Here is a 24,416-nt window from a genome sequence, read left to right as displayed (position 1 = left end):
TTTGTATTTTATCTTGACTTTGCTCAAATTTTTATAAATTTAGCCCTCGATAAAGAGTGCGATCTCGTCGCTTAGTAAGAAATTTGGGTTGTAAAATTTGCCATTTTTAAAGAGTAGTTTTTCATTTTCTACAAGTAAATTTGCTCTTTTTTTCTGAGCCTCATTTAAACGCCCAGCCTCCACGCCAACGATGCTTCTAAACCCTAAAAATATATGCTCTCTTGCTAGCTCGCTTTGGTTTAAAATTTCTCTTTCTCTATGCGTTGGCTGCGTGATGTAGGCATCTATGCTGTTTTTGGCGTAGTATCTAGTGTCATCCACAAAGCCCACGCTAAAAGCCCCAACGCCAAGGTAGTTTTTGCCTTGCCAGTAGCCAAGATTGTGCTTGCAAATTTGCCCGAAATTTGAAATTTCATACTGCCTAAAGCCAGCTCGCTGGGTCTGCTCTATCATAAATTTAGCCAAAGTGTCGCTATCCTTTTTATAGCTTTTTTTGCCAGCAAATGGGGTGTTTTCTTCAAGCGTGAGCGAGTAGGCGCTTAGATGTGTGATAGCAAGATTTTTTAAGCTTTCAACCTCAGCCAAAAGGCGCTTTTTGGTATCAAATTTAGTGTCATATATGAGGTCTAAATTTATACTCTTAAAGCCAGCTGTATGGGCATTTTCAACCGCTTTAAAAATTTGCTCACTGCTGTGGATGCGTCCTAGAAATTTAAGCTTATCTTCAAAAAAGCTTTGCGCGCCAAAGCTGATGCGGTTTGCACCTAAATTTTTTATATGCTTTAGCCAAGCTAAATTTGCAGAATTTGGATTTGCTTCAAAGGTGATCTCAGTTTTAGTCGTGCAAAGTGGAGCTAAAATGCTAAAAATTTCATCATAAAATTTGGCATTTACCGCGCTTGGTGTGCCGCCACCAAAAAAAATGGTTGAAATTTCTTTTACATTTTGGCTTTTTAGCTGAAAATTTAGATCAAGGCAAAGCGCTTTAAAATAGGCGCTAACCTTCTTAAATTCATCATCGCTTGAGCCAAAGGCGCAGTAAGGACACTTGCTTTCGCAAAATGGCACGTGGATATAAACTTGCAAATTTCTCTCTTTTTTAAATTTTGGCGATTATAAGAAATTTGGCATTTAGCGCAGTTTAAAAGTAGCTTTTTTGCCTTATTAGCTCGCTTGGTAAAAAGCCAAAAGTGCCTTTAAAAATTTTTGCAAAATGCGCTGCATTTGTGTAGCCAACGATGCTGGCAGCCTCTTTTATGCTGATATCATTTTGTTTTAAAAGGGCAAATGCAAGCTTTAGCCGCTCTTTTGCTAAAAGCTGATAGATCGTATCTTTGAAAAAGAGTTTGAAATTTTTCTTAAGCCAAAAGTCATTAGTGCCGCAAAGATGGGCTAACTCCTTAATGCTTGGGGGATTTTGCATGCGAGTAAGTAAAATTTTCTTAGCCTTTAAAAGCACTTTTTCTTCGTCACTGCTAAAGCAAATTTTCTCATCTTTTAAAGCTTTACTCTTATAGATAAGCTCCAAAATTTTTGACTCTATAAAGATCTCTCTCATCATACCATCATATAAATTTGTCGTCTCAAGCTCGTTTAAAACGCAAATTTGAGCCTTATCTTTTTTGTATTTTATAAGATCAAATTTCTCTTCAAATTTTAGCTCACTAAAAATTTCAAGCTTATTTGCGTAGTGTTCTTCAAAAAGCAAGGTTTTAGTTTTATAAAATTTATTTTGATATTCAAAAACGCCTTTTAAGCTATCATTTACTAGCCCTACGCAAAACTCATCCTTGCTTAAAAGATACTCTTTTTTATCAAGCTTAAAGCAAAGATTATCTTTTGCTTCATTAAACATCAAAAAAAGATATTTTTTATCTCCCTGGCTCTCTCTTTTTATGATTTCATTGCATAAAATCTCGCTTTTTAGGTAGCTGATACCATTATTTTGTTTGAAAAATTCTACATTTATCCGCTTGTTGTTTTGTGAGATTTTACTTATGCCATATCTTTTATCTAAATTTATCATTTTATCCCTTGAGCGTTAAATTTAATCCCTCTAGCGTTATGTCTGATATTGATAACGATTATTTTATTTTAGTAAAATGCGATTTAAATTTTAATAAGGAGTTTTTTGTGAAAAGTGCATTAAAAATTTCTATTTGTGCGGCAGTTTTTATAAATTTACCGCTTTTTGCAAATGAAGATAAGCTCTTGCCAGAGGTCAAAGTAGTGAGCGCAACTGGCTTTGAGCAAAACATAAAAGACGCCCCTGCAACGCTTAGCGTCATCACTCAAGATGCGCTAGAAAAGAGAAATCACAAGGACGTTGAGAGTATGGTCAAAGACGTGCCAAGCCTTTTTGGAGCGACACTTGGTGCGGCAAATAGGCGAGGCATCTCCATAAGGGGGCTTTCGCAAAGATATACAAAGATCTTAGTAAATGGCATACCAGTACCAGGAGATAACGATTACAAGGGGTTAAGAAGTGTCGGAGGCTCATATAGCTTCATCCCACCAGCAAGTGCGATAAGCCGTATCGAAGTGATACGCGGCCCTATGAGCTCGCTTTATGGTAGTGACGCACTGGGCGGTGTGATAAACATCATAACAGACGAGTTTAGCAACGACTTTCATGCAAATCTTGGCTCAAGCTATAAATTTGCAAGAAATAAAAACATAAGCGGCGAGTTTTACAACAGCCTCTATCTGCACTCTGGGCTAATAGACGATGTTTTAAGTGTTTCTGTTTATGGTAAAAATTTAAACAAGTCAGAGGATAAAATCTCATACGCAAATAGAGAGCAAAAGGATAGAAATTTTGGTACGAAGCTCTTTTTTAGGCCAAATGAAAACAATGACATCACGCTTGAGCTTGCAAGAAGCGATGTGAAGTATAAAAGAAGCAAAGGCAAAACTTTAGCCTCTGGCACAAATAATAGCTCAGTCGATCTTGAGCGCATAAAAGGCGATATGATAAATTTAAGCCACGAAGCAAGGCTTGATGATATCTTGCTTCAAAGCTACCTCTCTTACGGCAAGATAAAAGAGATCGCACAACAAAATTTAACGCTAAAAACGCTAAATTTTGATACAAAAGGTTCATATTTTACTGATAATAACGCCTTTACTTTAGGGCTAAACGCCAAAAAAGAAAAGCTTGATGAAATGGCAACCACTGCAGACGCTGCAAATGTAAAAAGATATGACATTTCGCTTTACGGCGAGGATGATTATCACCTTACAAAAGACTTCATCTTAAGCGCTGGGGTTCGTTACAACTACGATGAGAACTATGGCTCGCACGTTTCGCCAAGGATTTATGGCATCTATAGCTTCAATGACTTTTTTGCACTAAAAGGCGGAGTTAGCACAGGATACGCGACGCCTGACATCAAACAACGCACGCAAGATCTTGCATTGCCATTTGCTGGAGGACGTGGAGCACAACTTGGTAGAAGCAGCCTTAAGCCAGAGACAAGCGTGAGCTATGAATTTGGTGGCGTTTATAATAATAATGAAGGCTTTGAAGCATCGCTAACTGGCTTTTACACAAGTTTTAAAGATATGTTAAGCTATAGCCCTATCTGCTCAAGAGGCAGCGTTTGTGTGCATAAAGGCAAAATTTATCCAAATGGTATTTGGGAGAGTGTAAATATCGGCAAAGCAGAAATTTACGGAGTTGAACTAACAAATGAGTGGCAAGTCACAAACGCTCTTAGGCTAAATCAAAGCTATGTTTATACAAGATCAAAGCAAAAAGATGGAGCGGAGATAGGCAAAAGTTTAAACAACTATCCGCTTCATACATTTAAATTTGGAGCGAACTACGAGCTAAACAGATGGCTAAATTTCTGGTCTCAGATAAATTATTATGGTAGGACTAAAAACTCATTTAGCTATGCTGATGACATCAGACCTTACGTGATCGCTGATCTTGGCATAAACTACAACGTAACTAAAAATTTCAGTCTAAATTTGAGCGTTTATAACCTCTTTAATGAGTACTTTACGACAAGATCAGGCAGATACGACATCTTGATAGCTGACGGGCAAAAGATCGAGCTTGGTTTTAATCTAAAGTTTTAAAATGATAAAAATTTTGAAAAAATTTCATCTTATCTTGGCTTTTATCTTTGCCTTGCCGCTTCTTGTGCTTAGCATTAGTGGAGCGATCATCTCGTATCACGATGGGATAATCGATATCTTTAGCAAAGATGAGGTCGTGGCTGGCAAAAAGCCTTTAGAGATAGATGAAATTTTAAAAATTTTTAGCAAAAGTGAGCCAAATTTTAATCTTAGCTACCTAAAGATAAAATCAGAGGCAAACAAGGCTTACGTCATAAGCGGAACCAGCGAAAATGGCGAGTTTGAGTCGTTTTTCGTTAATCCTTATACTGGAGAAATTTCTGGCAAAAATAGCGCGGAGAAATTTATCGGGCTGGTTTTAAATTTGCATAAAAACTTAGCCCTTTCGCTTTTTAAAAATGAAAATTTGACCAAATTTGCAAGCGAACTAGTAGCGCTCTCTACGATTGCGTTGCTTTTTATCTTGATAAGCGGGGCGGTGATATATTTTTGGAGGTTTAGAAGCAGAGTAGGGGATGCTTTTAAGCTAAATTTAAAGGCAAGAAAATTTGCATTTTTGTATTCGCTACACGGCTTTTTGGGTATCTATCTTGGTGCTGTTTTAAGCGTGATTTGCATTAGTGGGCTTTACTTTTCTTATGAGAGCTTTGCTAAGGTTATAAATCAAATTTGTGGCGAAGAAAAGGTCTTTAAAAAGCCAAATTTTACAAACAAAAATGGCTTTAGCTTAAGCGACGAGCAAAAGGTGGCAAACCTTAAAAAAGCTTATGAAATTTTCATCTCTAAATTTGGAGATGAGTTTGAGGCTTTAAATTTTATAGCAAATAGCGGCGGCGTCAAATTTATGCTCTTTTACCTGCCAAAGGGGGCTAGTGAGAGAGATGGCGTTAGGCTTTTAGTAGATACTAAAAGCGAGCAAATTTCAAAAAATGCCATGCCAAAGTCATTTGAAATTTATAAATTTATGCTCGATTTGCACGCTGGATATATCTTTGGTGAGCTTGGTAAATTTATATTTTGCCTAGCATCGTGCAGTGTGGTTTTGCTACTTTTTAGTGGAGGTGTGATTTATTACAAACGGCGTAAAAACTAACTCTTATTTATCTATCTCTTAACTCTTTTTCGTTATCATCTCAAATAAAATTTTTTTGGAAAAAACATGCAAAAAAAATATAGACCAAATGTAGCAGCTGTCATTTTGTCTAGCTCTTACCCTTTTAAATGCGAAATTTTAGTCGCAAAAAGGGTTGATATGGACGATATCTGGCAGTTTCCTCAAGGCGGCATAGACGAAGGCGAAAGTCCAAAACAAGCGCTAAAAAGGGAGCTCAAAGAGGAGATCGGAACTGATAAATTTGATTTCTTAGAAGAGTATCCTGACTGGCTTAGCTACGACTTTCCAGCAAATGCGTCAAAGAAATTTTACCCATATGATGGGCAGACGCAAAAGTATTTTCTGGTTAGGCTAAAAAATGGTGCGAGCATAAATTTAAAGACCGAGCATCCAGAGTTTAGCGAGTATAAATTTGTAGATATCAACAAGGCTTTAGAGGGGATAAACCACTTCAAAAAGCCTATTTATGACAAAGTTTTGAGTTATTTTAAAGAGAAAGGATATTTTTGATGTTAATCGTTCAAAAATTTGGCGGAACTAGCGTAGGCACGCTTGAGCGCATCGAAGCTGTGGCAAATAGGGTCATAGAGACTAAAAACAGCGGCGCTGACGTGGTTGTGGTAGTTTCTGCGATGAGTGGAGTTACAAATCAATTGGTTGAATATAGTGAGTATTTCTCAAAGCACCCAGACGGCGTTGCTACTGATATGCTTTTAAGCTCTGGAGAGCAAGTAACCACCGCACTTTTGACGATTGCACTTAATGCAAAAGGCTATGCGTGCGTAGGGCTAACTGGCGCAATGGCTGGGATAATAACAGATGAAATTCACACAAAAGCTAGGATAGAAAAGATAGACACCACTAGGCTAAAGGCTGAGCTAAAAGCTGGCAGGATCGTCGTCGTAGCAGGCTTTCAAGGCATAGACGACAAAGGTGATATCACCACACTAGGTAGGGGCGGAAGTGACCTTAGTGCGGTTGCATTAGCAGGGGCGCTTGAAGCTGATCTGTGTGAAATTTTTACCGACGTTGATGGCGTTTATACGACTGATCCAAGGATAGAAAAAAAGGCAAAAAAGCTAGAAAAGATAAGCTATGACGAGATGCTTGAGCTTGCCTCTGCTGGGGCGAAAGTGCTTCAAAATCGCTCAGTCGAGCTAGCAAAAAAACTAAATGTCAAACTAATCACAAGAAGCAGTTTTAACCACAACGAAGGTACATTAATAGCAAAGGAAGATAATATGGAAGCGGTTTTAGTAAGCGGTATAGCACTAGATAAAAATCAAGCAAGAGTAACTTTAAGAGGCGTAGTAGACAAGCCCGGCATCGCAGCTGAAATTTTCACAGCTCTAGCTCGTCAAAATATAAATGTAGATATGATCATCCAAAACGTAGGACACGACGGCACGACAAATTTAGGCTTTACAGTGCCACAAAACGAGCTTGAGCTAGCAAAAGAGACTATGCAAAAGCTCTCAGCTGCAAAACATGTCGAGTATGACGATGCGATCGTGAAAGTCTCAGTCATCGGCGTAGGCATGAAGAGCCACAGCGGCGTAGCATGTCTAGCATTTGAGACGCTTGCAAAAGAGGGGATAAATATCCAGATGATCTCAACAAGTGAGATAAAAATTTCAATGATCGTCGATCAAAAATATGGCGAGCTCGCGGTTCGCGTACTTCACGATGCGTATAAGTTAGATAAATAATGCAAGATTTTATCCAATGGACGCTTGAGACTATAAGAAGCGAAAGATATATGAGCTGGATGGAGGAGAAGCGCGTCGAATGGACGCCTTTGCTTGCATCTAGGCTTAAATTTTTGCTTGATAGCAAGGCTTTTATAGTCATCTGCGACGATGAGCGAGAGTGGTTTGAAAACTATCTTTTAAGAAATATCAACCGCACAAAAAGCGAGCGTCCATTTTTGCCATTTTTCAGCCTAAGATCGCTCTATCCAGCCTTTGACAGCGTCGAGACAAACGAGCAAAAGCAGCTTTTAAAAGATATGCTAAGCCTTGCCTTTCCAAATGGCTACATCTTTTTTTACATCGGCAAAAGCATAGACAAGCGTGCAAATTTAGCTAAGACTGACGAAAACAGCTATATGTGGCTCTTTGATGAGCAGGCACAAAACAGCTTCACGCTAAGCTCGAGCGATGAAAACTTAGACATCAAACTTCTAAATTTATATAAACTTTTTGACAAGAGCATAGACGCTGTGCTATTTGCAAAGGTGATACTCTAAATGCTAAATAAAATCGTCATAACAAGCGATTTTGAAAATTTAAAAGCCAAGCTTGAAGCCGAGTTTGGCGTAAATAACTTAAGATTTTTTATAAGCGATGATTTTTTACTAGAAAATGCAAAAGAGGTCATCGCCGAAGCTTACATCGCTGAAAAAGATGAGAAAATTTTAGTCATAGAGGCTAAGTCTTTTCGCACCGAGGCTCAAAACGCACTTTTAAAGATCATCGAAGAGCCTCCAAGAAATATCAAATTTATAATAGTAACGCAGAGTAAAAATTTACTTCTACCAACGATCAGATCGAGGATGCTCATAGAAAATAAGCTCACCAAAAAGCCAAAAATGAGTGTGGAGCTAAATTTAAAATCGCTCAGCCTAAAAGAGCTAACAAGCTTTATCGATCAAAAGATAGCAGAGGAGCAGGCGCAAAAATTTGGCAAAAACGAGCTAAAAGAGCTTGTGGGCGCTATCGTGACAAAGGCGGTTGATAGCGGGTATAAATTTAGTGGCGAGGAGATGGAGTATTTTTTCTCACTCATCAAGCTTGCTGATCTAAACGCCAAGTCTCACGCCATTTTAACGCCACTCTTGCTTACTATCTTTGAGAAAGGACGACGTTGAAATTTTATAAGATAAATAACAAAAGCGACTTTGATCAAATTTGCAAGGCCGTCTCGCCAAGTCCGGCTGGTGCGAAGCTCATGCGCGAAAAGAGCGAGATAAATTTTATCTTCATTGACGAGATAAAGACCCCAGCGGCAAATATCCTAAAGCAAGACGCCCTAAGTGTTGGCGCCGAGCTAGTTACGCATAGTGATACGATTTTAGGTCGCGAGAGCCTAAATAAAGCCTTGCTAATGGCGACAAACGCGCAGCTAAGGCAGCTAGCTAAAAAAGAGAAGCTGCAAGACTTTGGGCTTAAAAAGCTTGCCGCCTTTTTAGAGACTAAATTTACAAAGCCCACAAAGCCACTTATAATGGGCGTTGCAAATATAAATAGTGATAGTTTTAACGAGCAAAGCCGCATAAATACGCAAAATGGCATAGCAAAAATAGAAGCCATGATCGAAGCAGGCGCAGACTATATCGATCTTGGCGGCGTTAGCTCAAGGCCAGGGAGCGAGTATTGCGGCCGCGAGGAGGAGTTTAGGCGTATAAAAGATATCATAGAAGAAATTTACAAGCTAAATTTACACAAAAAAGCAAAATTTAGCCTTGATAGCTTTGATGAGTATTGTTTAGAATTTGCGCTAAACCACGGCTTTAAGATGATAAATGACATCACGGCAAATACAAATTTAGCCCCGCTTGCTGCAAGATATGATGCCCAGTTTTGCATGATGCACATGCAAGGAGACCCTGCCACGATGCAGATTGCGCCAAAGTATAACGACCTAATTGGCGAAATAACGGATTTTTTTGAGCAAAAGATTGTCCTTGCAAGGGAGCTTGGCGCTAAAAAGATAGTGCTTGATGTTGGCATCGGCTTTGGCAAGACGGCTGAGCAAAATTTGCTGCTTATTAAGCATTTGGAGCATTTTTTGAAATTTGGCTGCCCGCTGCTAGTCGGCGCTAGCCGCAAATCAGTCATAAATCACTACTATAAAAGCGAGGTCAAGGAGCGCTTACCAGGCTCACTTTATCTGCATCTAAAGGCCTTCGAAAACGGTGCGCAGATCATTAGAACGCACGACGTGGCAGAGCATAAGCAGCTTTTCGATATGCACGAGGCGATGAGTCAAGCCACGCTTTGGTAGGGCGCTTGGCTAAAAAGAGGCTAGATGAGAAATTTATTGCCACCACCTTGGATCAAATTTCCAGATATTAGCCCCTTTTCTATCGGCTGGAGGATGGGCTGCGGCGAGGATTATAAGTTTAAATTTAAAGAGTGGCTAAAAACGCTAAGTCAAGACGAGCAGCGCGAATACCAGCAGCTCTTTGCTGAGCCTGCGACGTGGCGTGGCTACTGGGATGAGAGACTAGGCTCTGATGAAAGCACGCTTTTTATCAAAGATGAATTTGTCACCGACCTTTGGGAGCGTGAGCCTAGATATGAGTTAAAGTGGCTAAAAAAGCGCTACAACGCTGGCAAGTCGGATAAATTTATATTATTTTGGGGTCATCAAAAGAGCGCAAATTTAAGTGCAAGCTGTCTTAGTCAGTGGTACGCCTCTAGCTTTTGGCAAGACGAGAGTAGATACATTTGCGCCGAGCAATATATGATGGCTAAAAAGGCTCAGTGTTTTGGCGATAAAGAGGCTTTGGAGCAAATTTTATCCGCCAAAGATCCAGCGCAGATGAAGGCGCTTGGCAGGCAGGTGCGTGGCTTTGATGCTAAGGTATGGGACGAGGTCAAATTTGGCGTCGTGCTAAATGCGAGCTATCTAAAATTTAGCCAAAATGCCCCTTTGCGAGATTTTTTACTACAAACTGGGAGCAAAATTTTAGTCGAGGCAAGCCCGGTTGATAAAATTTGGGGTATAGGCTTGGGCGCAAGCGATGAAAATGCGCAAAATCCTATGAAGTGGCGCGGGCAAAATTTGCTCGGCTTTGCGCTGATGAGGGCTAGAGACGAGATAGCAAAGGTCTATAAAAATGTCCATTTATGTGACGCCAGAGAGTTAAATTTGGATCATTTATAAAGTATGTTTAAGATAAAATGCGGTGTAAATTTGGAGCAAAAATGACAAAACAAGAGTATGAAAAAGCAGTAGATACGCTAAATGCGTGGGCAAAGGCCTACTACGACGAGGACGAGCCACTTGCAAGCGACGAGGAGTATGACGCGCTATATCACGCGGTGCTTGAATATGAGAGGGCAAATCCCAGTGAAATTTCGCTATTTTCGCCGACTAAGCGAGTGGGTGGAGGCGTAAAAGAGGGCTTTAGCAAGGCAAGCCACATAAAGCGCATGTGGAGCATGGAGGATATCTTTAGCCTTGGCGAGCTTGAAGCGTGGCTAAAGCGTGGCGATAAAGAGAACTTAACCTTTGTCGCTGAGCCAAAATTTGACGGAGCGAGCCTAAATTTACTCTATGAAAATGGCGTTTTAGTTAGGGCGATCACAAGAGGCGACGGCGTTACAGGCGAGGATGTGACACAAAATGCAAGGACGATAAATTCTGTTTTAAAAAGCATTAGCTACAAAGGGCTCATTGAAATTCGTGGCGAAGTCGTCATAAGAAAAGATGATTTTGAGCTACTAAACGCAGAGCGCGCAAAAGAGGGCGAGGCGCCACTTTCAAACCCTAGAAATGCAGCTGCTGGAAGCCTAAGACAGCTTGATAGTGCGGTGACTGCTAAAAGAAAGCTACTTTTTATACCTTGGGGCGTGGGCGAGCATACTCTTGGGCTAAAAGATCACAGCGAGGTGATGAAATTTGTGCGAGATCTTGGCTTTGAGAGAGATGAATTTTTCAAAATTTTAAAAAAAGATGAGCTTGAGACTGCCTATAACGAGCTACTAGCTAGCCGTGAGTCAAAGAGCGTGATGATGGATGGCATGGTGATACGCGTAAATGACCTTGCACGCTGTGAAGAGCTAGGCTACACAGTCAAATTTCCAAAATTTATGGTGGCGTTTAAATTTCCAGCCATTGAAAAGGTGACTAGGCTAAGAGACGTAGCACTTCAAGTTGGCAGAAGCGGCGTAGTAACGCCTGTTGGCGTGCTTGATGAGGTAAATATAGATGGCGCCAATGTAAAATCCGCCACCCTTCACAACTTTGATGAGATCGAGCGCCTTGGCGTTATGAAAAACGACTACATCGGCATCATCCGCTCAGGAGATGTGATACCAAAGATCACAAAGGTTTTTAAAGATAGGCGAGACGGCAGCGAGCAAGCGATTGATAGGCCTAAATTTTGCCCAGTTTGCGGCTCACACCTGCTTGATGAAGGGGTCTTTGTAAAGTGCCAAAATTTAAGCTGCAGAGCAAGAGTGGTGGGCTCAATAATCCACTACGCATCGAAAAAATGCCTAAACATCGACGGCCTTGGCGATGCGATCGTAAATTTGCTATTTGACAAGGGGCTGATTGCTTGCATAAAAGACATCTACAGCCTTAAATTTGATGATCTCATGGCGCTTGAGGGCTTTAAAGAGAAAAAGGTAAATAACCTTTTAAATGCCATTGAGGCTAGCAAAGGTGCGGAGCTATCTCGCTTTATCACGGGTCTTGGCTGCGAGCACATCGGCGAAGTGGCGGCTAAAAAGCTAGCAAGCAGTTTTGGGCTAGGTTGGCTTGATGCTAGCTTTGAGGAGCTTATCTCGCTTGAGGGCTTTGGCGCGGAGATGGCAAATAGTCTAATTGATTTTGCTGAGGTAAATAGGGACGAAATTTTAGCTCTTAGTCAGATCGTGCAGCCAAGCGTGACGCAGGTGCAGAGCATCTCAAACGCGCTAAGCGGTAAAACGGTCGTGATAACTGGCACGCTAAGTCGCCCAAGAGATGAGATAAAAGCCGAGCTTGAGAGCTTTGGCGCAAAGGTTTCTGGCTCAGTTTCTAAAAAAACGGACTTCGTCCTAGCTGGCGAGGAGGCTGGCAGTAAGCTTGATAAAGCAAATGAGCTAGGCGTGCTGGTGATCGATGAGAGCGAATATGAGAGGCTAAAACTTGAGGTTTGATAACTACGTCGCAAGCGTTTTAAATATAAGTAGAAACAAGGCTAGCGAGCTTATAAAATCTGGCAAGGTGCTAGCAAATGGCGAAATTTGCACCAAGGTTTCAAGCGAGGTTAGCGAGGCTAAGATTTCACTGCTTGATGAAATTTATGTTGGACGAGGTGCACTTAAGCTAAAGAGCTTTTTGGAGGCGATGAAATTTTACCTAGCTGGCAAAAACGCACTTGATATAGGAAGCTCAACTGGTGGCTTTATGCAAATTTTGCTTGAGCGTGGCGTAAAGGGCGTGACTGGCGTCGATGTGGGCACTGATCAGCTAGATGCTAGTCTAAGAAGCGATGAGCGAGTGAAAATTTATGAGAAAACTGACGTCAGGGAGTTTGCTAAATCGCATCAAAATAAATTTGATCTAATAACCTGCGACGTGAGCTTTATCTCTTTGGCTGAAATTTTGCCTGCTATTTGCGAGCTAGCAAGCAAAAATTCGCTCATCATCACGCTTTTTAAACCGCAGTTTGAAGTGGGCGTTGGCGTAAAACGCAACAAAAAAGGCGTTGTCACCGACGCTAAGGCTGTAAATTTAGCTATGAAGCGCTTTGAAGTGCTAGCAAGTAGCTTGAAATTTGAACTGATAGCTTGCAAAGAGTGCGAGGTCAAGGGAAAGGAAGGAAATGCCGAATTTTTCTACGCTTTTAACAAAAGATAACATCACTGCCGTTGCGATCGGGCACTTTGACGGCGTGCACAGGGGGCACAAGCAGCTTCTAAAACAGCTTGGCGAGTTTGGCGGACTTGTCGTCATCGACAAAAACAAGGCAAACATAACGCCAAAGCTAAAGCGAGCCGAGTACTCGAGCTACCCATGTTTTTTGTATGATTTTGACGCTATAAAGGGGCTTAGCGGCGAGGAATTTATCGCGCTTTTAAAGCATGATTTTAAAAATTTAAAAAAGATCGTTGTTGGATTTGATTTTAGATTTGGCAGAAATAGGGCTTGGGACAAGTATGATCTGGAGAGAATTTTTGATGGCGAGGTGGTCGTCGTTGATGAGGTTTGTTATGACGGTATGGGCGTGCATAGCTCATCAATCAGAGAGCTGATACGCCAAGGCAACATCGATGAGGCAAACAGGCTGATAGGCAGGGAGTACTCGATCGAGGGCAACGTGATAAAAGGGCAGGGCATCGGCGCAAAAGAGCTGGTTGCGACGCTAAATTTAGATATAAAAAGCTATCTTTTGCCGCGCGAGGGCGTCTATGCGACAAGAACCAGAATGGGCTCATACACCTATGGCTCGGTCACTTTTATAGGCAACAGGCTTAGCACGGATGGAAATTTTAGCGTCGAGACGCACATCTTAGACGAGGTCGCGCCAAAAGTGACGAAGCACGTTGCCGTTTGCTTCATAAAACGTTTGCGCGATAATAAAAAATTTAATAATCTAAGCGAGCTAAAAGAGCAGATAAAGCGCGATATAAACGAGGCTAGGCAGTGCGTGGGCGTGTGTGATCTCTTTTTTGGAGAGACGATGAGATATTTTGATGGATATGGAGCTGGTATATGAGAGATGAAATTTTTAAAGAGCCTATAAGCAAGCAGTTTGAATTTGATGACTTTGTGGCGAGTGTTTTTGACGATATGATCTCGCGCTCGGTACCATTTTATGACGTTAGCTCAAATTTAAACGCAAAGTTGCTGACTAAAATTTTGCCAAAATCAGCAAAAGTGTGCGACCTTGGCTGCTCTACGGCAAATAGCCTGCTTTTGATAAACAACCTTAGAAACGACCTCGTGCTAAGCGGTGTGGATAACTCTGAGGCGATGCTTGCAAATGCAAAAAACAAGGCAAAGGCTTATGGGGCTGATATAGAGTTTATCTTAGATGACATTTTAGAGTGCGAGCTAGAGGGCTTTGACGCTGTTTTGGCAAACTATACATTGCAGTTTATAAGACCGCCAAAAAGGGCTGATCTGGTGCAAAAAATTTATAACGGACTAAATGAAAATGGAGTCTTTTTGTTTAGCGAAAAGATCATCTTTGAAGATAAAAAGCTTACTAAAAGTGTAATAGAAATTTACGAGGACTACAAGCAAGCGCAAGGCTACTCACGCTACGAGATCGCCCAAAAAAGAGAGGCGCTTGAAAATGTGCTGGTGCCATACACCGAAGAAGAAAATAGAAACTTAGCCCTAAATGCTGGCTTTAAGCGTGTCGAGAGCACATTTAAATGGGGAAATTTCATGAGTTTTTTGGCGTTTAAGTAAAATTCTCTTTTGAAAAAGCTATTTTATTCTCAAATATTTAGGGCATGCTTTATAAAACTAATGCCCCAAAAACTTCTAATATAGATATGGCTTAAATAATAAAAATTTAAAATTAAAGACTAAAAATCAGTTTTGATCTGCTTAATAATCGCTTGAAACTTATAAAATTAATTAAAAAAATATAAAAACAAGTGATATCTTAGGATTTGTAAAACTAGAAATTTAAATTTAGTAGTAAATAAATTTAGCGGGAGTTACCCGCTAAATTTACTCATTTATCGCTGCGTTTCCGTGGTGGTGGAAGTCATCATAGATGATCTTAGAAGTTTGGAATTTCTCGCGTTTTAGCTCGCGAACTCGTAAAAATTCCTCTTCATCGATCTTTTTGATCTGGATAGCTGCTTTAAATGTCGGAGTCTTGCTAATGAAGTCCCAACCGCTGCTTGTTAGCTCGTTGCAAGAGCTCTCCCAGTAGTGGAAAGTCATCTGGATGATGCCATCAGGTACGATGTCAGTCACTTCAGCTTTTACGACGATGTAGCCGTATCTACTCCAAGCTTTGATAAAGTCGCCTTGTTTTAGTCCGTATCTTTCTGCAAGCGCTGGGCTCATCTCAGCGATAGGTCCGATGCTATCTCCGCCTTCTTCGATGGCACGTGAGCGTCTTGTCATGGTGCCAACTGTGTATTGATAAACTTTTCTTGTAGTTAAAAGCTGTATCGGATACTCAGCGTCAGTCTTCTCATCAACTGAGCCAGCCATGATAGGATACTCAGGCGACATATTCATCTTCTTAGCAAACTCAAGTTTTGCTGGCTCGATCTCGTCGGCACTGTCCACAAATAGGCATGGTACAAAGCGACCTTTACCATCAGGAGTAAAGAATTTCTTATCAAGATAGAGGCTTTGACCGCCCATATCATCTTCAGTTGGGCATGGCCAGTGAAGTCCGTGGTATTTTTTGATGCGGTAGTAGCTCATGCCACCATATCGTCTAGGGTCGCATTTTCTAACTTCTTCCCAAATCTCTTCTGGTGAGTTAAAGTTAAAGCCCTCAGTTGCGCCCAAACGACGTGCGATCTCGCAAACGATCCACCAGTCTTGTCTAGCATCACCTGGAGGTGTGATGACTGCTTCGTTGTGCTGGACACGGCGCTCTGCGTTTGTGTAAAGACCCTCTTTTTCGCTACTTGCAACGCCAGGGAGAACGACGTCAGCTTTTAGTGAAGTCTCAGTTAAAAATAGATCTTGAACCACGTAGAAATCGACATTTGCGATGCCTTTTAAGAAGTGGTTTGTATTTGGCTCAGAGATGACTGGATTTTCGCCGATAGTCCAGAAGAAATGCACTCTGCCATCAAGGATCGCATCAGGTACTTCAGTTTTATGGATGCCTATCTTTGAGTTTAAAAATCCAGGCTCTAAGTGCCACATTTTCTCAAACCAAGCTCTTTGCTCTGGGTCGGTAACTGAGCCAAGATTTGGGAATATGTTTGGTAAAACGCCCATATCGCAGCAACCTTGAACGTTCTCTTGACCTCTAAGCGGTAAGTCGCCTGTGCCAAGCTCGCAGATGTTTCCAGTGATCAAGAATAAATTTGATACGTCGCAAACTCCGCCAACACCGTGGTTGAAGTGAGTTACGCCCATGCCGTGAGTGATGACGGCTGGTTTTGTGGTGGCATACATTCTAGCAGCTGCTCTGATATCCTCTGGATTTAGCCTTGTGTATTTAGCTACGACCTCTGGAGCATAGTCTTTTACAGCTTCTTTAACGTACTCGATGCCTATTGTATGATCTCTTACAAATTCCTCATTTACAAGGCCTTCTTCGATGATAGTGTAAAGAAGTGCGTTGATAACAGGGATGTTGTGCTCAGGCTCTAGCTGCAAGTGGATGTCTGCTCTACTTGCAAACTCAGTCTTGATAGGGTCGATAACGATCAGTTTTGCACCGCGGTTTAGCGCTCTTTGGATGTGCATAGCTGCGATTGGGTGACCATTTTCTGGGTTTGAGCCTATCATTAATATACAGTTACTATAAGTGCCAATCTCTGTAAAGCTATTTGTGGCAGCTCCGTTTCCGATTGTTTTAGCAAGTCCTGCTACTGTCGGAGCGTGTCAAATTCTAGCGCAGTGATCGACGTTATTTGTACCAATTACAGCGCGCATTAGCTTTTGAGCGACATAGTTGTCCTCTAATGTACAGCGTGCTGAGAAGTTTCCTGCTAGTGAGTCAGGGCCGTATTTCTCTTTTGCCTCTTTCATCTTTTCTACGACAAGATCAAGCGCCTCGTCCCAGCTTGCCTCTTCAAATTCACCGTCTTTTGAAAAGACCCCATTTTTCTTTCTAATAAGCGGCTTTGTAAGTCTGTCTGGACTTGCAACGTAGTCCCAGCCATAAAAGCCCTTTAAACATAAATTTCCTTGATTGACTGGATTGTCTTCGACGCCAGTAGCGGCACGAACGACGTTGTTTTCCACGTGCAAGGTTACTTGACAGCCTGTCCCGCAATAAGGACAGATGACTTTGCCTTCTTTCATCACTTTCTCCTTCTAATTATGCATTTTCTGCATATTTATTTTGAGTAATATTACTAGTGCGAAACTTAATCTTTTATGAAAAATTCTTTATTTAAAAAATAAATTTTAATTTTAAGTTATATTTTATATAGAATTTAAAAAGCCGAATATATAGGAATTTAAAAATATGCTAAATTTGCATGAATTTCTAAAATTTATCAAATAAGAAATAAATTGTGTAAATTTGACACAGAAGCTGAAAGATGAAAAATTAAATTTAAATTTAGTTTGAGGCAAGCTGTTTAAACTATAAAAATAAAGAGAAATTTTGAAAGTAAAAGGCGAAATTTAAAAGGAGAGCAGATCGCTCTCCGTGGATTATTTATCTCTTAAGCCAAGCTCAGAGATTAGTTTTGAATATGTAGTGTAGTCTTTGTTTTTAAGATACTTTAAAAGTCTTTTTCTTTGACCAACTAGTTTCAAAAGACCTAAACGTGATGAAAAGTCTTTTTTGAAAATTTTAAGGTGTTCTGTAAGTTCAGTTATTCTAGCTGTTAAAAGAGCTATTTGAACTTCTGGAGAGCCTGTATCTCCCTCTTTTCTAGCGAATTTCGCAACTATTTGAGCTTTTTTAGCCGAATCCAAAGCCATGATGACCTCCTGATTGGTGAATTTTGGAAGAGCGATTATAGCATTTAAAACATAAAGTTAGATAAAATTACGCTTTTTAAAAATTAATAAAAAATGCAGTAAAAATTTAATAAAATTAGGGCTATTTAAAGAGTTAATGAATATAAATGCTTTTTACAAAGGCAAGCGAATACGCTCTACTTTCGCTTATTTTAATATCTCAAAAATCATCTCCAGTTGATGTTGATACGATCTCAAATGAGCTTAAAATTTCAAAAAGTTTTCTGGCAAAAATTTTACAAAATTTGGCAAAAGATGGAGTTTTAAAGTCATTTAAAGGAGCAAATGGCGGTTTTGCACTAAACGGCGAACCTGAAAATTTAAGCATAAAAAAGATAATCGAATGTGCCGAAAAGCGCGAACTAAGCGTCTTTGAGTGCTCATCTTCAGCGCTTGGTTGCCCGTCAAACAAAGCCTCAAGCTGTCAAATTTGGTCAATGTTTAGCGGCCTTCAAGGCAAGATCGACGAGATGCTTGACGCGATAAAACTAAGTGACATCGTTAAGAAGTAAAGTTGGCAAAGCAAAAAAATAATATCTTGACTCTTGTCGCACCGTTTCTTGCGCCGATTGTCAAATTTAAAAGTCTTAGCATCGTTGGCATCATCGTTGCCATCCTTGCTATCATCATCGTGCCGCTTCCAAGTGCGGTGCTTGACTTTTTCTTGGCACTTTCGATCTCGATTTCAGTGCTTATTATTTTGATATCTATTTACGTGCCAAAGCCGACTGACCTTAGCACGTTTCCGACGCTCATTCTCATCATCACGCTTTTTCGTCTCTCGCTAAACATCGCAACCACGCGTATGATCTTAAGCGAGGGTCACAACGGCCCAGAAGCGGTCAGTGAGATCATCTCAAGCTTTGGAAATTTCGTCGTTGGTGGCAACTTCATCATCGGCACCATCGTCTTTTGTATCTTAGTACTCATAAATTTCATGGTCGTAACAAAGGGCTCAACCCGCGTGAGTGAGGTGCAAGCACGTTTTACACTTGATGCGATGCCTGGTAAGCAAATGGCGATAGATGCCGATCTAAACGCAGGTCTAATAGACGAAAAAACGGCGCGCGAAAGACGTCAAGCCATCATCGGCGAGGCAAATTTCTACGGCGCGATGGATGGTTCGTCTAAATTTATAAAAGGTGACGCCGTCGCTGGTATCATCATCACTATCATCAACATCATCGGCGGCTTTGCTATCGGCTCGTTTCAGCACGGCCTTGATATGGCGACATCGGCTCAGTACTATACGATCCTAACTATCGGTGATGGCCTAGTTAGCCAGATACCTGGACTTATCACTTCAACAGCGACTGCTATCATCATCACAAGGGCTAGCAAAGACGACGAGGACTTTGCAGAGGGCACGCTAAATCAGCTATTAGGCGACTATAAAACCTTGCTGATAGTGGGCTTCATACTATTTATGTTTGCCCTTGTCCCAGGACTTCCAACCCTATCTCTTGGCTTTATCGCACTGCTATTTTTGGGGCTTGGCTACATCATCAAGCAGACCAAAGATGGCGGGCTAAATTTAAGCCTTGCACCAAAAGAGAAAACTGCTTCTAAAAAGGCTGGAACTGCTACGCCAAGTGGGGCAGGGGCAGCAGCTGCGAGTGGTGGGACTGCTAAGGCACCAAAGAAGAGCGACGAGGAGATCGCAAGAGAAGAAGAGACAAAGATAAATGACATCTTAAAGCTTGAAATTTTAGAGCTTGACCTAGGATATGGCCTACTAAAGCTAGCTGATGTGGATCTAATAGAGAGAATTCGCGCTATGAGGCGAAACATCGCTTCAAGTCTTGGCTTTTTGATGCCAAAGATAAGGATCCGCGACAACCTCCAGCTACCACCAAACGAGTACCGCTTCAAGCTAAAAGGCATCGTGATCGGTCAGGGCGAAATTTACGCGGATAAATTTCTAGCGATGGATAGTGGCCTAGTGAGCGAGGATATAGAAGGAATTCCGACAAAAGAGCCAGCTTTTGGGCTAGACGCTCTTTGGATCGATGCTAGCGTCAAAGAGGACGCCATACTTAGTGGCTACACGATAGTTGATCCTGCAAGCGTCATCTCAACGCACATGAGCGAGCTTATCAAGCAAAACGCAGCCGAGCTTTTAACTCGCCAAGAGACGCAAAATTTACTAGACAAACTAAAGATCGACTACCCAGTCGTGGTCGAGGATACGCTAAGGATCGCACCTATAAATTTGATCCAAAAGGTCTTAAAAACGCTGCTTAAAGACAATATACCGATCAAAGACCTACTTAGCATACTTGAAGCCATCAGCGACATCGCCGAGGTTAGTAAAAATTTAGATATGATCATCGAGCACGTGCGTGCAGCGCTTTCACGTGTCATCACTTCACTTTATGTAGATGAAAAGGGACAGCTAAATTTCTACATCCTAGACACTGCCGCACAGCAAAAGCTTATGGACGCGGTGCAGTATAAAGACGGCGCATATCACTTGATGATAAACGTGGCGCAGACGTCATCGATCGTGCAAGCACTTAGGCGTGAAAAAGAGAAACGACCGATGAGCCAGCACGGAGAGATGGTGCTTTGCGTGGAGCCAAGCTTGCGCAAATTTATAGCAAATATCTGCACAAATTTTGCCATCGACATAGTGGTGCTAAGCTTTGCTGAGATCTCGGCAAATACGCCATTTGAAACAGTTGGCGTCATAGAAATAGAAAATTTATAAAGGAAAAAGATGAAAATTTATCACCTCTCGCACACCGATCTTGACGGATACGGCGCGCAATACATAACAAATTTTTACTTCAAAGATGTGAAATTTCTAAACTCAAACTACGGCAGAGAGATAGATGATAAATTTGCTCAAATTCTATCTGAGATAGATGCCTCAAACGATGATAAAAACGTCATTTTAATCACTGATCTAAATTTAACTCCGGCTCAGTGTGAGAGCTTTGAGGAGATGATAGATGGTAAAAATATAAAGCTATTTTTGCTAGATCATCACCAAAGTGGTGCCGAGTGCGCGAGCGCTTACCCATGGTATTTTTTAGATAGTTCAAGGTGCGCTACAAAGATCACTTACGACTTTTTTGCGGGTATTTTTGGTAAAAACAAAGAGCTTGAAATTTTTAGTGACGTCGTAAATGCCGTGGATATCTGGCTAAAAGATGATAAAAATTTCGAGATGGGCAAGGTCTGCTTGGGGCTTGTAGCAAACGCTAAAGAGATAAATAAGGTGATGTTTGAAGCTGAAAACAACCTATATATGGATCATCTCTTAAAAGAAGCGAGCAAATTTTTTAACGATAAAAACGACTATATAGGCCTTGACATGCAGGTGCATGCCATTAAAAAGTCATTTTTCAAAGAGGATAAAGACGATACGCTAAGCAACCTGATCTCAAACTACGTCGTAAAAAAACTTAGTGAAAATAAAGAGAAATTTAGCATCACTTATAAAGATCATAAAGGAATTTTAACCTACAATGTCGGCAATGTTTCGGTTATCGGCAACGACTTTTTGGTGGCAAATCCTGAATTTGACTTTTTTATCGACGTGACAAATAAAAAAACGCTAAGCTTTCGTGCAAATGGTAAGCTAGACGTTAGCGCCATGGCAAAACACCTAGTTGGTGGCGGCGGACACGTCAATGCTAGCGGTGGCTTGTTTGCAAATTTCAAAGATGGCTTTAGCTATGAGCCGATCAAGGCGCAGATAGTTGATCTAATAACTAAAAAAACACAGGAGGAGATATGAAAGAAGAAGAGGTAAGCGTAGAGGAGCTTAGCTATGAGCTTAGCATGGTGCTTGAAGCGATGTTTTACTATGCTGGCGTGAAAAAAGAGAAGCTTGAAGAGGCGGCAAATCTCTATGTAGAGTGCATCGACGATGCGCTAGAAAACTCTGATGCTAGCGGTAGCGACGAGGTCATAGAGATAGTTGAATATATGAAAAAACACCATCCAAAGTTATTTAAATAAGGAGAAAATATGAAGAAAATTTTAGTTTTTGCAGCGGCAATTTTTGCGTTAAATGCTATGGCAAATGAAAATTTAGACAAGGCAAACGAGCTTTATGCAAAGAAAAATTTTAACGAGGCCTATCTTGCTTTTAACAAAGCTTGCGGCGAGGGTGAGAAGAAAGCTTGCACGATGAATGCGATCATGCTATTTAACGGCGATGGCGTGGCGAAGGATAGAGTTCAGGCTGAGAAAATTTTTACAAAAATGTGCGACGAAAATGAGGGCATGGCCTGCGAAAAGCTAGGCGAAATGACAGCTTATGGCCTCATAAAAGACAAAGATGATAATGAAGCAAAAAGCGAAGAGAAGGCAAAAGCTTTGTTTAAAAAAGCTTGCGACAATGGCTACAAACCGGCTTGTGACTTTGTAATAAAATAGATCAAAAAGGGCTTAAAATGAGCTACAAACATAAAGATTTGATAGGAACTAGAGAGCTTAGCAAGGAAGAAATTTTATATTTTCTAGAGGCGGCGAAAGAGTTTAAGGAGCTAAATTTAAGCCAAGTGAAAAAAAATGACTACCTTCGTGGAAAGACCACGATCAACGCATTTTATGAAAACTCGACAAGAACTAGAACATCCTTTGAGATCGCAGCAAAGAGACTTGGAGCTGATACGATAAATTTCAGCTCATCAAGCTCTAGCGTGACAAAGGGCGAGAGCCTAAATGACACGATGAATAACATGGCTGCTATGAGAACTGATATCATCGTGCTTCGTCACCCAAGCTCTGGAGCGGCGAAATTTGCAGCTGATAGAACAGAAGCTAGCGTCGTAAATGCAGGGGACGGCACAAATGAGCACCCAAGCCAAGCTCTGCTTGATCTTTTCACACTAAGAGAGCACGGCAAAATTTTGGATAAAAATTTAAACGTGGCGATCATCGGCGACATCGCTAGAAGCCGCGTGGCAAGGTCTGACATCTGGGCGATGAAGAAATTTGGCATAAATTTAAAGCTCTTTGCGCCAAGAATGATGATGCCAAAAGACGCTGAGGTATTTGAGTCTCAAATTTGCAAAAATATGGAGGAGGCTTGCGAGGGTAGCGATGTCATCATCATGCTTCGCATCCAGCTAGAGCGTGGCGGTGCGGACGTGGCGTTTCCAAGCTCGAGAGAGTACTCGAAATTCTTTGGACTAAATAAAAATAGGATAAAACTAGCAAAGCCTGATGCGATCGTGCTGCACCCAGGACCGATAAATAGGGGCGTGGAGTTAAATTCAGACGTGGCTGACGGCACGCACTCAGTCATACTAAATCAAGTTGAAAACGGCGTTGCGATAAGAATGGCGATACTAAATACGCTTGCAAAAAATAGGGGCTAACGATGAAAATAGCAATAATTAACGGCACTATTGTAAATAGCGACGAGAAATTTAAGGCAAATATCCTAATAGAAAACGGCAAAATAGCCAAAATCGGAAGTGAGAAATTTGAGGCTGATAAGGTCATAGACGCTACAAATAAGCTCGTCATGCCAGGACTTATCGACATGCACGTGCATTTTCGTGATCCTGGTCAAGAGTATAAAGATGACATCATCTCAGGCTCGCAAGCGGCCGTAGCTGGAGGAGTGACCACCTGCCTTTGCATGGCTAACACAAACCCAGTAAATGACAATGCCTCAATCACAAGAGCGATGATAGAAAAGGCTAAAAACTGTGGACTGATCGACCTTTTACCAATCGCAGCCATTAGCAAAGGGCTTGGTGGCAACGAGATCGTTGAAATGGGCGATCTTATAGAAGCTGGCGCAGTCGCATTTAGTGATGACGGCCTACCAGTGACTAGCTCAAGCGTGATGAGAGCGGCACTTGAGTACTCAAGCATGTTTAATAGCTTTTGTATAAGCCACTCAGAGGACTGCTCGCTTTGCAGGCAGGGCGTCATGCACGAGGGCAAGGTCTCAGCCATACTTGGACTTCGCGGCATGGCGAGAGAGAAAGAGGAGATCGCAGTGAGCCGTGATATGCTGCTCGCAAAGCTCACCAAAGCGCACATCCACATCGCTCACGTAAGCTCAGAGTACTCGCTAAAGATCATCGAAATGGGCAAAAAAGAGGGCATAAATATCACTTGCGAGGCGACACCTCACCACTTTAGCTTTAGCGACGATGAAATTTTGAAAAATGCCTACGATACAAATTTCAAAATGTCGCCGCCACTTCGTGAGATAAGCGACGTAAAAGCGGTAAGAGAGGCACTAAAAAGTGGTCTTATAGACGTTATCGCCACCGATCATGCACCGCACCACACAGATGAAAAGATAATGGAATTTGACAAGGCGCCATTTGGCATCATCGGACTTCAAACCCTTGTGCCACTCACTCTTAAGCTCGTAAATGAGGGCGTTATAAGCCTAGAGCGCATGGTGGAGCTAACATCTACAAATGCAGCTAAGATGCTAAATTTAAAAGATAAGGGCAGACTTGCTGAGGGCTTGTTAGCTGACATCGCGGTGATAGACCCTGAGATCGAGTATGTTTATGATGAGAAGATAAACCGCTCAAAATCGGTAAATTCTCCACTTTTTGGCAAAAAGCTAAAAGGCGCAGCGACTACCACGATAAAAAGTGGCAAGATCGTTTATGAGTTTGGGAAATAGTCTAAAGTTGCTCGCACTTGCGGGCAAATTTGCTTTAGATGCTTTGAAATATAAAATTTGCTAGAAATTTCTAGCAAATTTTACTTTTTTTATGAGTTATATTTAATGATAATTTTGCAAACGATATCTTGGATGAACTTAAAATTTATAAGCCAAATGCAAGGATAACAGCCGTGCATGCTGGACTTGAGTGTGGAGTGCTTTTAGAGAAAAAAGCAGGTCTTAGTGCATGTTCTATTGGACCAAACA

Annotated in this window: 23 protein-coding genes; 19 read left to right on the top strand and 4 right to left on the bottom strand. The window is 41.3% G+C overall.

The genetic code is table 11. The features are described 5' to 3' along the window. Nucleotides 1-39: 39 nt before the first annotated feature. The gene (hemW, locus tag F3G91_RS02850; protein ID WP_149700624.1) at nt 40-1,086 is read right to left on the bottom strand and encodes a radical SAM family heme chaperone HemW; all 1,047 of its coding nucleotides are present in this window, start codon (nt 1,084-1,086) and stop codon (nt 40-42) included. 55 nt (nt 1,087-1,141) lie between these two features. Next, nucleotides 1,142-2,026 (bottom strand): helix-turn-helix domain-containing protein, encoded by an 885-nt coding sequence (locus F3G91_RS02845; RefSeq protein WP_149700623.1) that lies wholly within the window; start codon nt 2,024-2,026, stop codon nt 1,142-1,144. Nucleotides 2,027-2,133: 107 nt separating this feature from the next. Here F3G91_RS02845 and F3G91_RS02840 point away from each other — a divergent pair, with 107 nt between their 5' ends. From F3G91_RS02840 to cmoA, 12 genes are all read left to right on the top strand, one after another. Next, nucleotides 2,134-4,086, top strand: a complete 1,953-nt coding sequence (locus F3G91_RS02840) for a TonB-dependent receptor domain-containing protein (protein WP_149700622.1) — start codon at nt 2,134-2,136, stop codon at nt 4,084-4,086. 1 nt (nt 4,087) lies between these two features. Next, the gene (locus F3G91_RS02835) at nt 4,088-5,179 is read left to right on the top strand and encodes a PepSY-associated TM helix domain-containing protein (protein WP_149700621.1); all 1,092 of its coding nucleotides are present in this window, start codon (nt 4,088-4,090) and stop codon (nt 5,177-5,179) included. A 66-nt stretch (nt 5,180-5,245) separates the two neighbouring features. Further along, nucleotides 5,246-5,710, top strand: coding sequence for an RNA pyrophosphohydrolase (locus F3G91_RS02830; protein ID WP_021085954.1), 465 nt, complete (start codon nt 5,246-5,248; stop codon nt 5,708-5,710). Next, nucleotides 5,710-6,909 (top strand): aspartate kinase, encoded by a 1,200-nt coding sequence (locus F3G91_RS02825; RefSeq protein ID WP_149700620.1) that lies wholly within the window; start codon nt 5,710-5,712, stop codon nt 6,907-6,909. Before F3G91_RS02830 ends, F3G91_RS02825 begins: the two co-directional genes overlap by 1 nt. After that, nucleotides 6,909-7,448: a HobA family DNA replication regulator gene (locus F3G91_RS02820; protein WP_021087775.1), complete on the top strand. Its 540-nt coding sequence runs from the start codon at nt 6,909-6,911 to the stop codon at nt 7,446-7,448. The genes F3G91_RS02825 and F3G91_RS02820 overlap by 1 nt, the downstream gene beginning before the upstream one ends. After that, on the top strand, nt 7,449-8,069 hold the full coding sequence (locus tag F3G91_RS02815) for a DNA polymerase III subunit delta' (protein WP_103580876.1): 621 nt from the start codon (nt 7,449-7,451) through the stop codon (nt 8,067-8,069). Continuing rightward, entirely contained in the window at nt 8,066-9,205 is a 1,140-nt protein-coding gene (gene folP / locus F3G91_RS02810; protein WP_149700619.1) for a dihydropteroate synthase, read from the top strand. Before F3G91_RS02815 ends, folP begins: the two co-directional genes overlap by 4 nt. Before the next feature lie 24 nt (nt 9,206-9,229). Then, a complete protein-coding gene (ybiA, locus tag F3G91_RS02805) occupies nt 9,230-10,090 on the top strand; it encodes a riboflavin biosynthesis intermediates N-glycosidase (RefSeq protein ID WP_149700618.1) in 861 nt (286 codons plus the stop codon). Nucleotides 10,091-10,131: 41 nt separating this feature from the next. Beyond that, entirely contained in the window at nt 10,132-12,075 is a 1,944-nt protein-coding gene (ligA, locus tag F3G91_RS02800) for an NAD-dependent DNA ligase LigA (protein ID WP_149700617.1), read from the top strand. Next, nucleotides 12,065-12,778, top strand: a complete 714-nt coding sequence (tlyA, locus tag F3G91_RS02795; RefSeq protein ID WP_149700616.1) for a 23S rRNA (cytidine-2'-O)-methyltransferase TlyA — start codon at nt 12,065-12,067, stop codon at nt 12,776-12,778. The genes ligA and tlyA overlap by 11 nt, the downstream gene beginning before the upstream one ends. After that, the gene (locus F3G91_RS02790; RefSeq protein ID WP_149700615.1) at nt 12,744-13,637 is read left to right on the top strand and encodes a bifunctional riboflavin kinase/FAD synthetase; all 894 of its coding nucleotides are present in this window, start codon (nt 12,744-12,746) and stop codon (nt 13,635-13,637) included. Before tlyA ends, F3G91_RS02790 begins: the two co-directional genes overlap by 35 nt. Next, nucleotides 13,634-14,338, top strand: a complete 705-nt coding sequence (gene cmoA, locus F3G91_RS02785) for a carboxy-S-adenosyl-L-methionine synthase CmoA (RefSeq protein ID WP_149700614.1) — start codon at nt 13,634-13,636, stop codon at nt 14,336-14,338. The genes F3G91_RS02790 and cmoA overlap by 4 nt, the downstream gene beginning before the upstream one ends. A gap of 267 nt (nt 14,339-14,605) precedes the next feature. Here the strand turns inward: cmoA and fdhF are convergent, their stop codons facing one another. Both fdhF and rpsO read right to left on the bottom strand, forming a co-directional pair. Further along, nucleotides 14,606-16,882: a formate dehydrogenase subunit alpha gene (gene fdhF / locus F3G91_RS10690; RefSeq protein WP_411160722.1), complete on the bottom strand. Its 2,277-nt coding sequence runs from the start codon at nt 16,880-16,882 to the stop codon at nt 14,606-14,608. 357 nt (nt 16,883-17,239) lie between these two features. Continuing rightward, nucleotides 17,240-17,512 (bottom strand): 30S ribosomal protein S15, encoded by a 273-nt coding sequence (rpsO, locus tag F3G91_RS02770; RefSeq protein ID WP_004317763.1) that lies wholly within the window; start codon nt 17,510-17,512, stop codon nt 17,240-17,242. Nucleotides 17,513-17,658: 146 nt separating this feature from the next. Between rpsO and F3G91_RS02765 the strand changes: the two genes are divergently transcribed. Genes F3G91_RS02765 through F3G91_RS02735 form a run of 7 tightly spaced genes read left to right on the top strand, consistent with a single transcriptional unit; the run spans nt 17,659 to nt 24,167 of the window. Then, a complete protein-coding gene (locus F3G91_RS02765; RefSeq protein ID WP_004317794.1) occupies nt 17,659-18,063 on the top strand; it encodes an Rrf2 family transcriptional regulator in 405 nt (134 codons plus the stop codon). A gap of 2 nt (nt 18,064-18,065) precedes the next feature. Further along, entirely contained in the window at nt 18,066-20,261 is a 2,196-nt protein-coding gene (gene flhA / locus F3G91_RS02760; RefSeq protein WP_149700612.1) for a flagellar biosynthesis protein FlhA, read from the top strand. Between the two features lie 9 nt (nt 20,262-20,270). Continuing rightward, nucleotides 20,271-21,296 carry a DHH family phosphoesterase gene (locus tag F3G91_RS02755; RefSeq protein WP_149700611.1) on the top strand — a complete coding sequence of 342 codons (1,026 nt, stop codon included), beginning with the start codon at nt 20,271-20,273 and terminating at the stop codon, nt 21,294-21,296. Continuing rightward, nucleotides 21,293-21,520, top strand: coding sequence for a hypothetical protein (locus tag F3G91_RS02750; RefSeq protein ID WP_012140046.1), 228 nt, complete (start codon nt 21,293-21,295; stop codon nt 21,518-21,520). The genes F3G91_RS02755 and F3G91_RS02750 overlap by 4 nt, the downstream gene beginning before the upstream one ends. Before the next feature lie 9 nt (nt 21,521-21,529). Continuing rightward, nucleotides 21,530-21,940: a tetratricopeptide repeat protein gene (locus F3G91_RS02745; protein WP_149700610.1), complete on the top strand. Its 411-nt coding sequence runs from the start codon at nt 21,530-21,532 to the stop codon at nt 21,938-21,940. Between the two features lie 17 nt (nt 21,941-21,957). Next, the gene (locus F3G91_RS02740) at nt 21,958-22,887 is read left to right on the top strand and encodes an aspartate carbamoyltransferase catalytic subunit (protein WP_103603331.1); all 930 of its coding nucleotides are present in this window, start codon (nt 21,958-21,960) and stop codon (nt 22,885-22,887) included. 2 nt (nt 22,888-22,889) lie between these two features. Continuing rightward, nucleotides 22,890-24,167, top strand: a complete 1,278-nt coding sequence (locus F3G91_RS02735) for a dihydroorotase (protein ID WP_149700609.1) — start codon at nt 22,890-22,892, stop codon at nt 24,165-24,167. The last annotated feature ends 249 nt before the right edge of the window (nt 24,168-24,416 follow it).

The organism is Campylobacter concisus, from assembly GCF_902460715.1.
Taxonomy (GTDB): Bacteria; Campylobacterota; Campylobacteria; order Campylobacterales; family Campylobacteraceae; genus Campylobacter_A; species Campylobacter_A concisus_AK.
The sequence above is the reverse complement of the archived record's forward strand: the minus strand, read 5'-3'. Positions and strand labels throughout refer to the sequence as shown.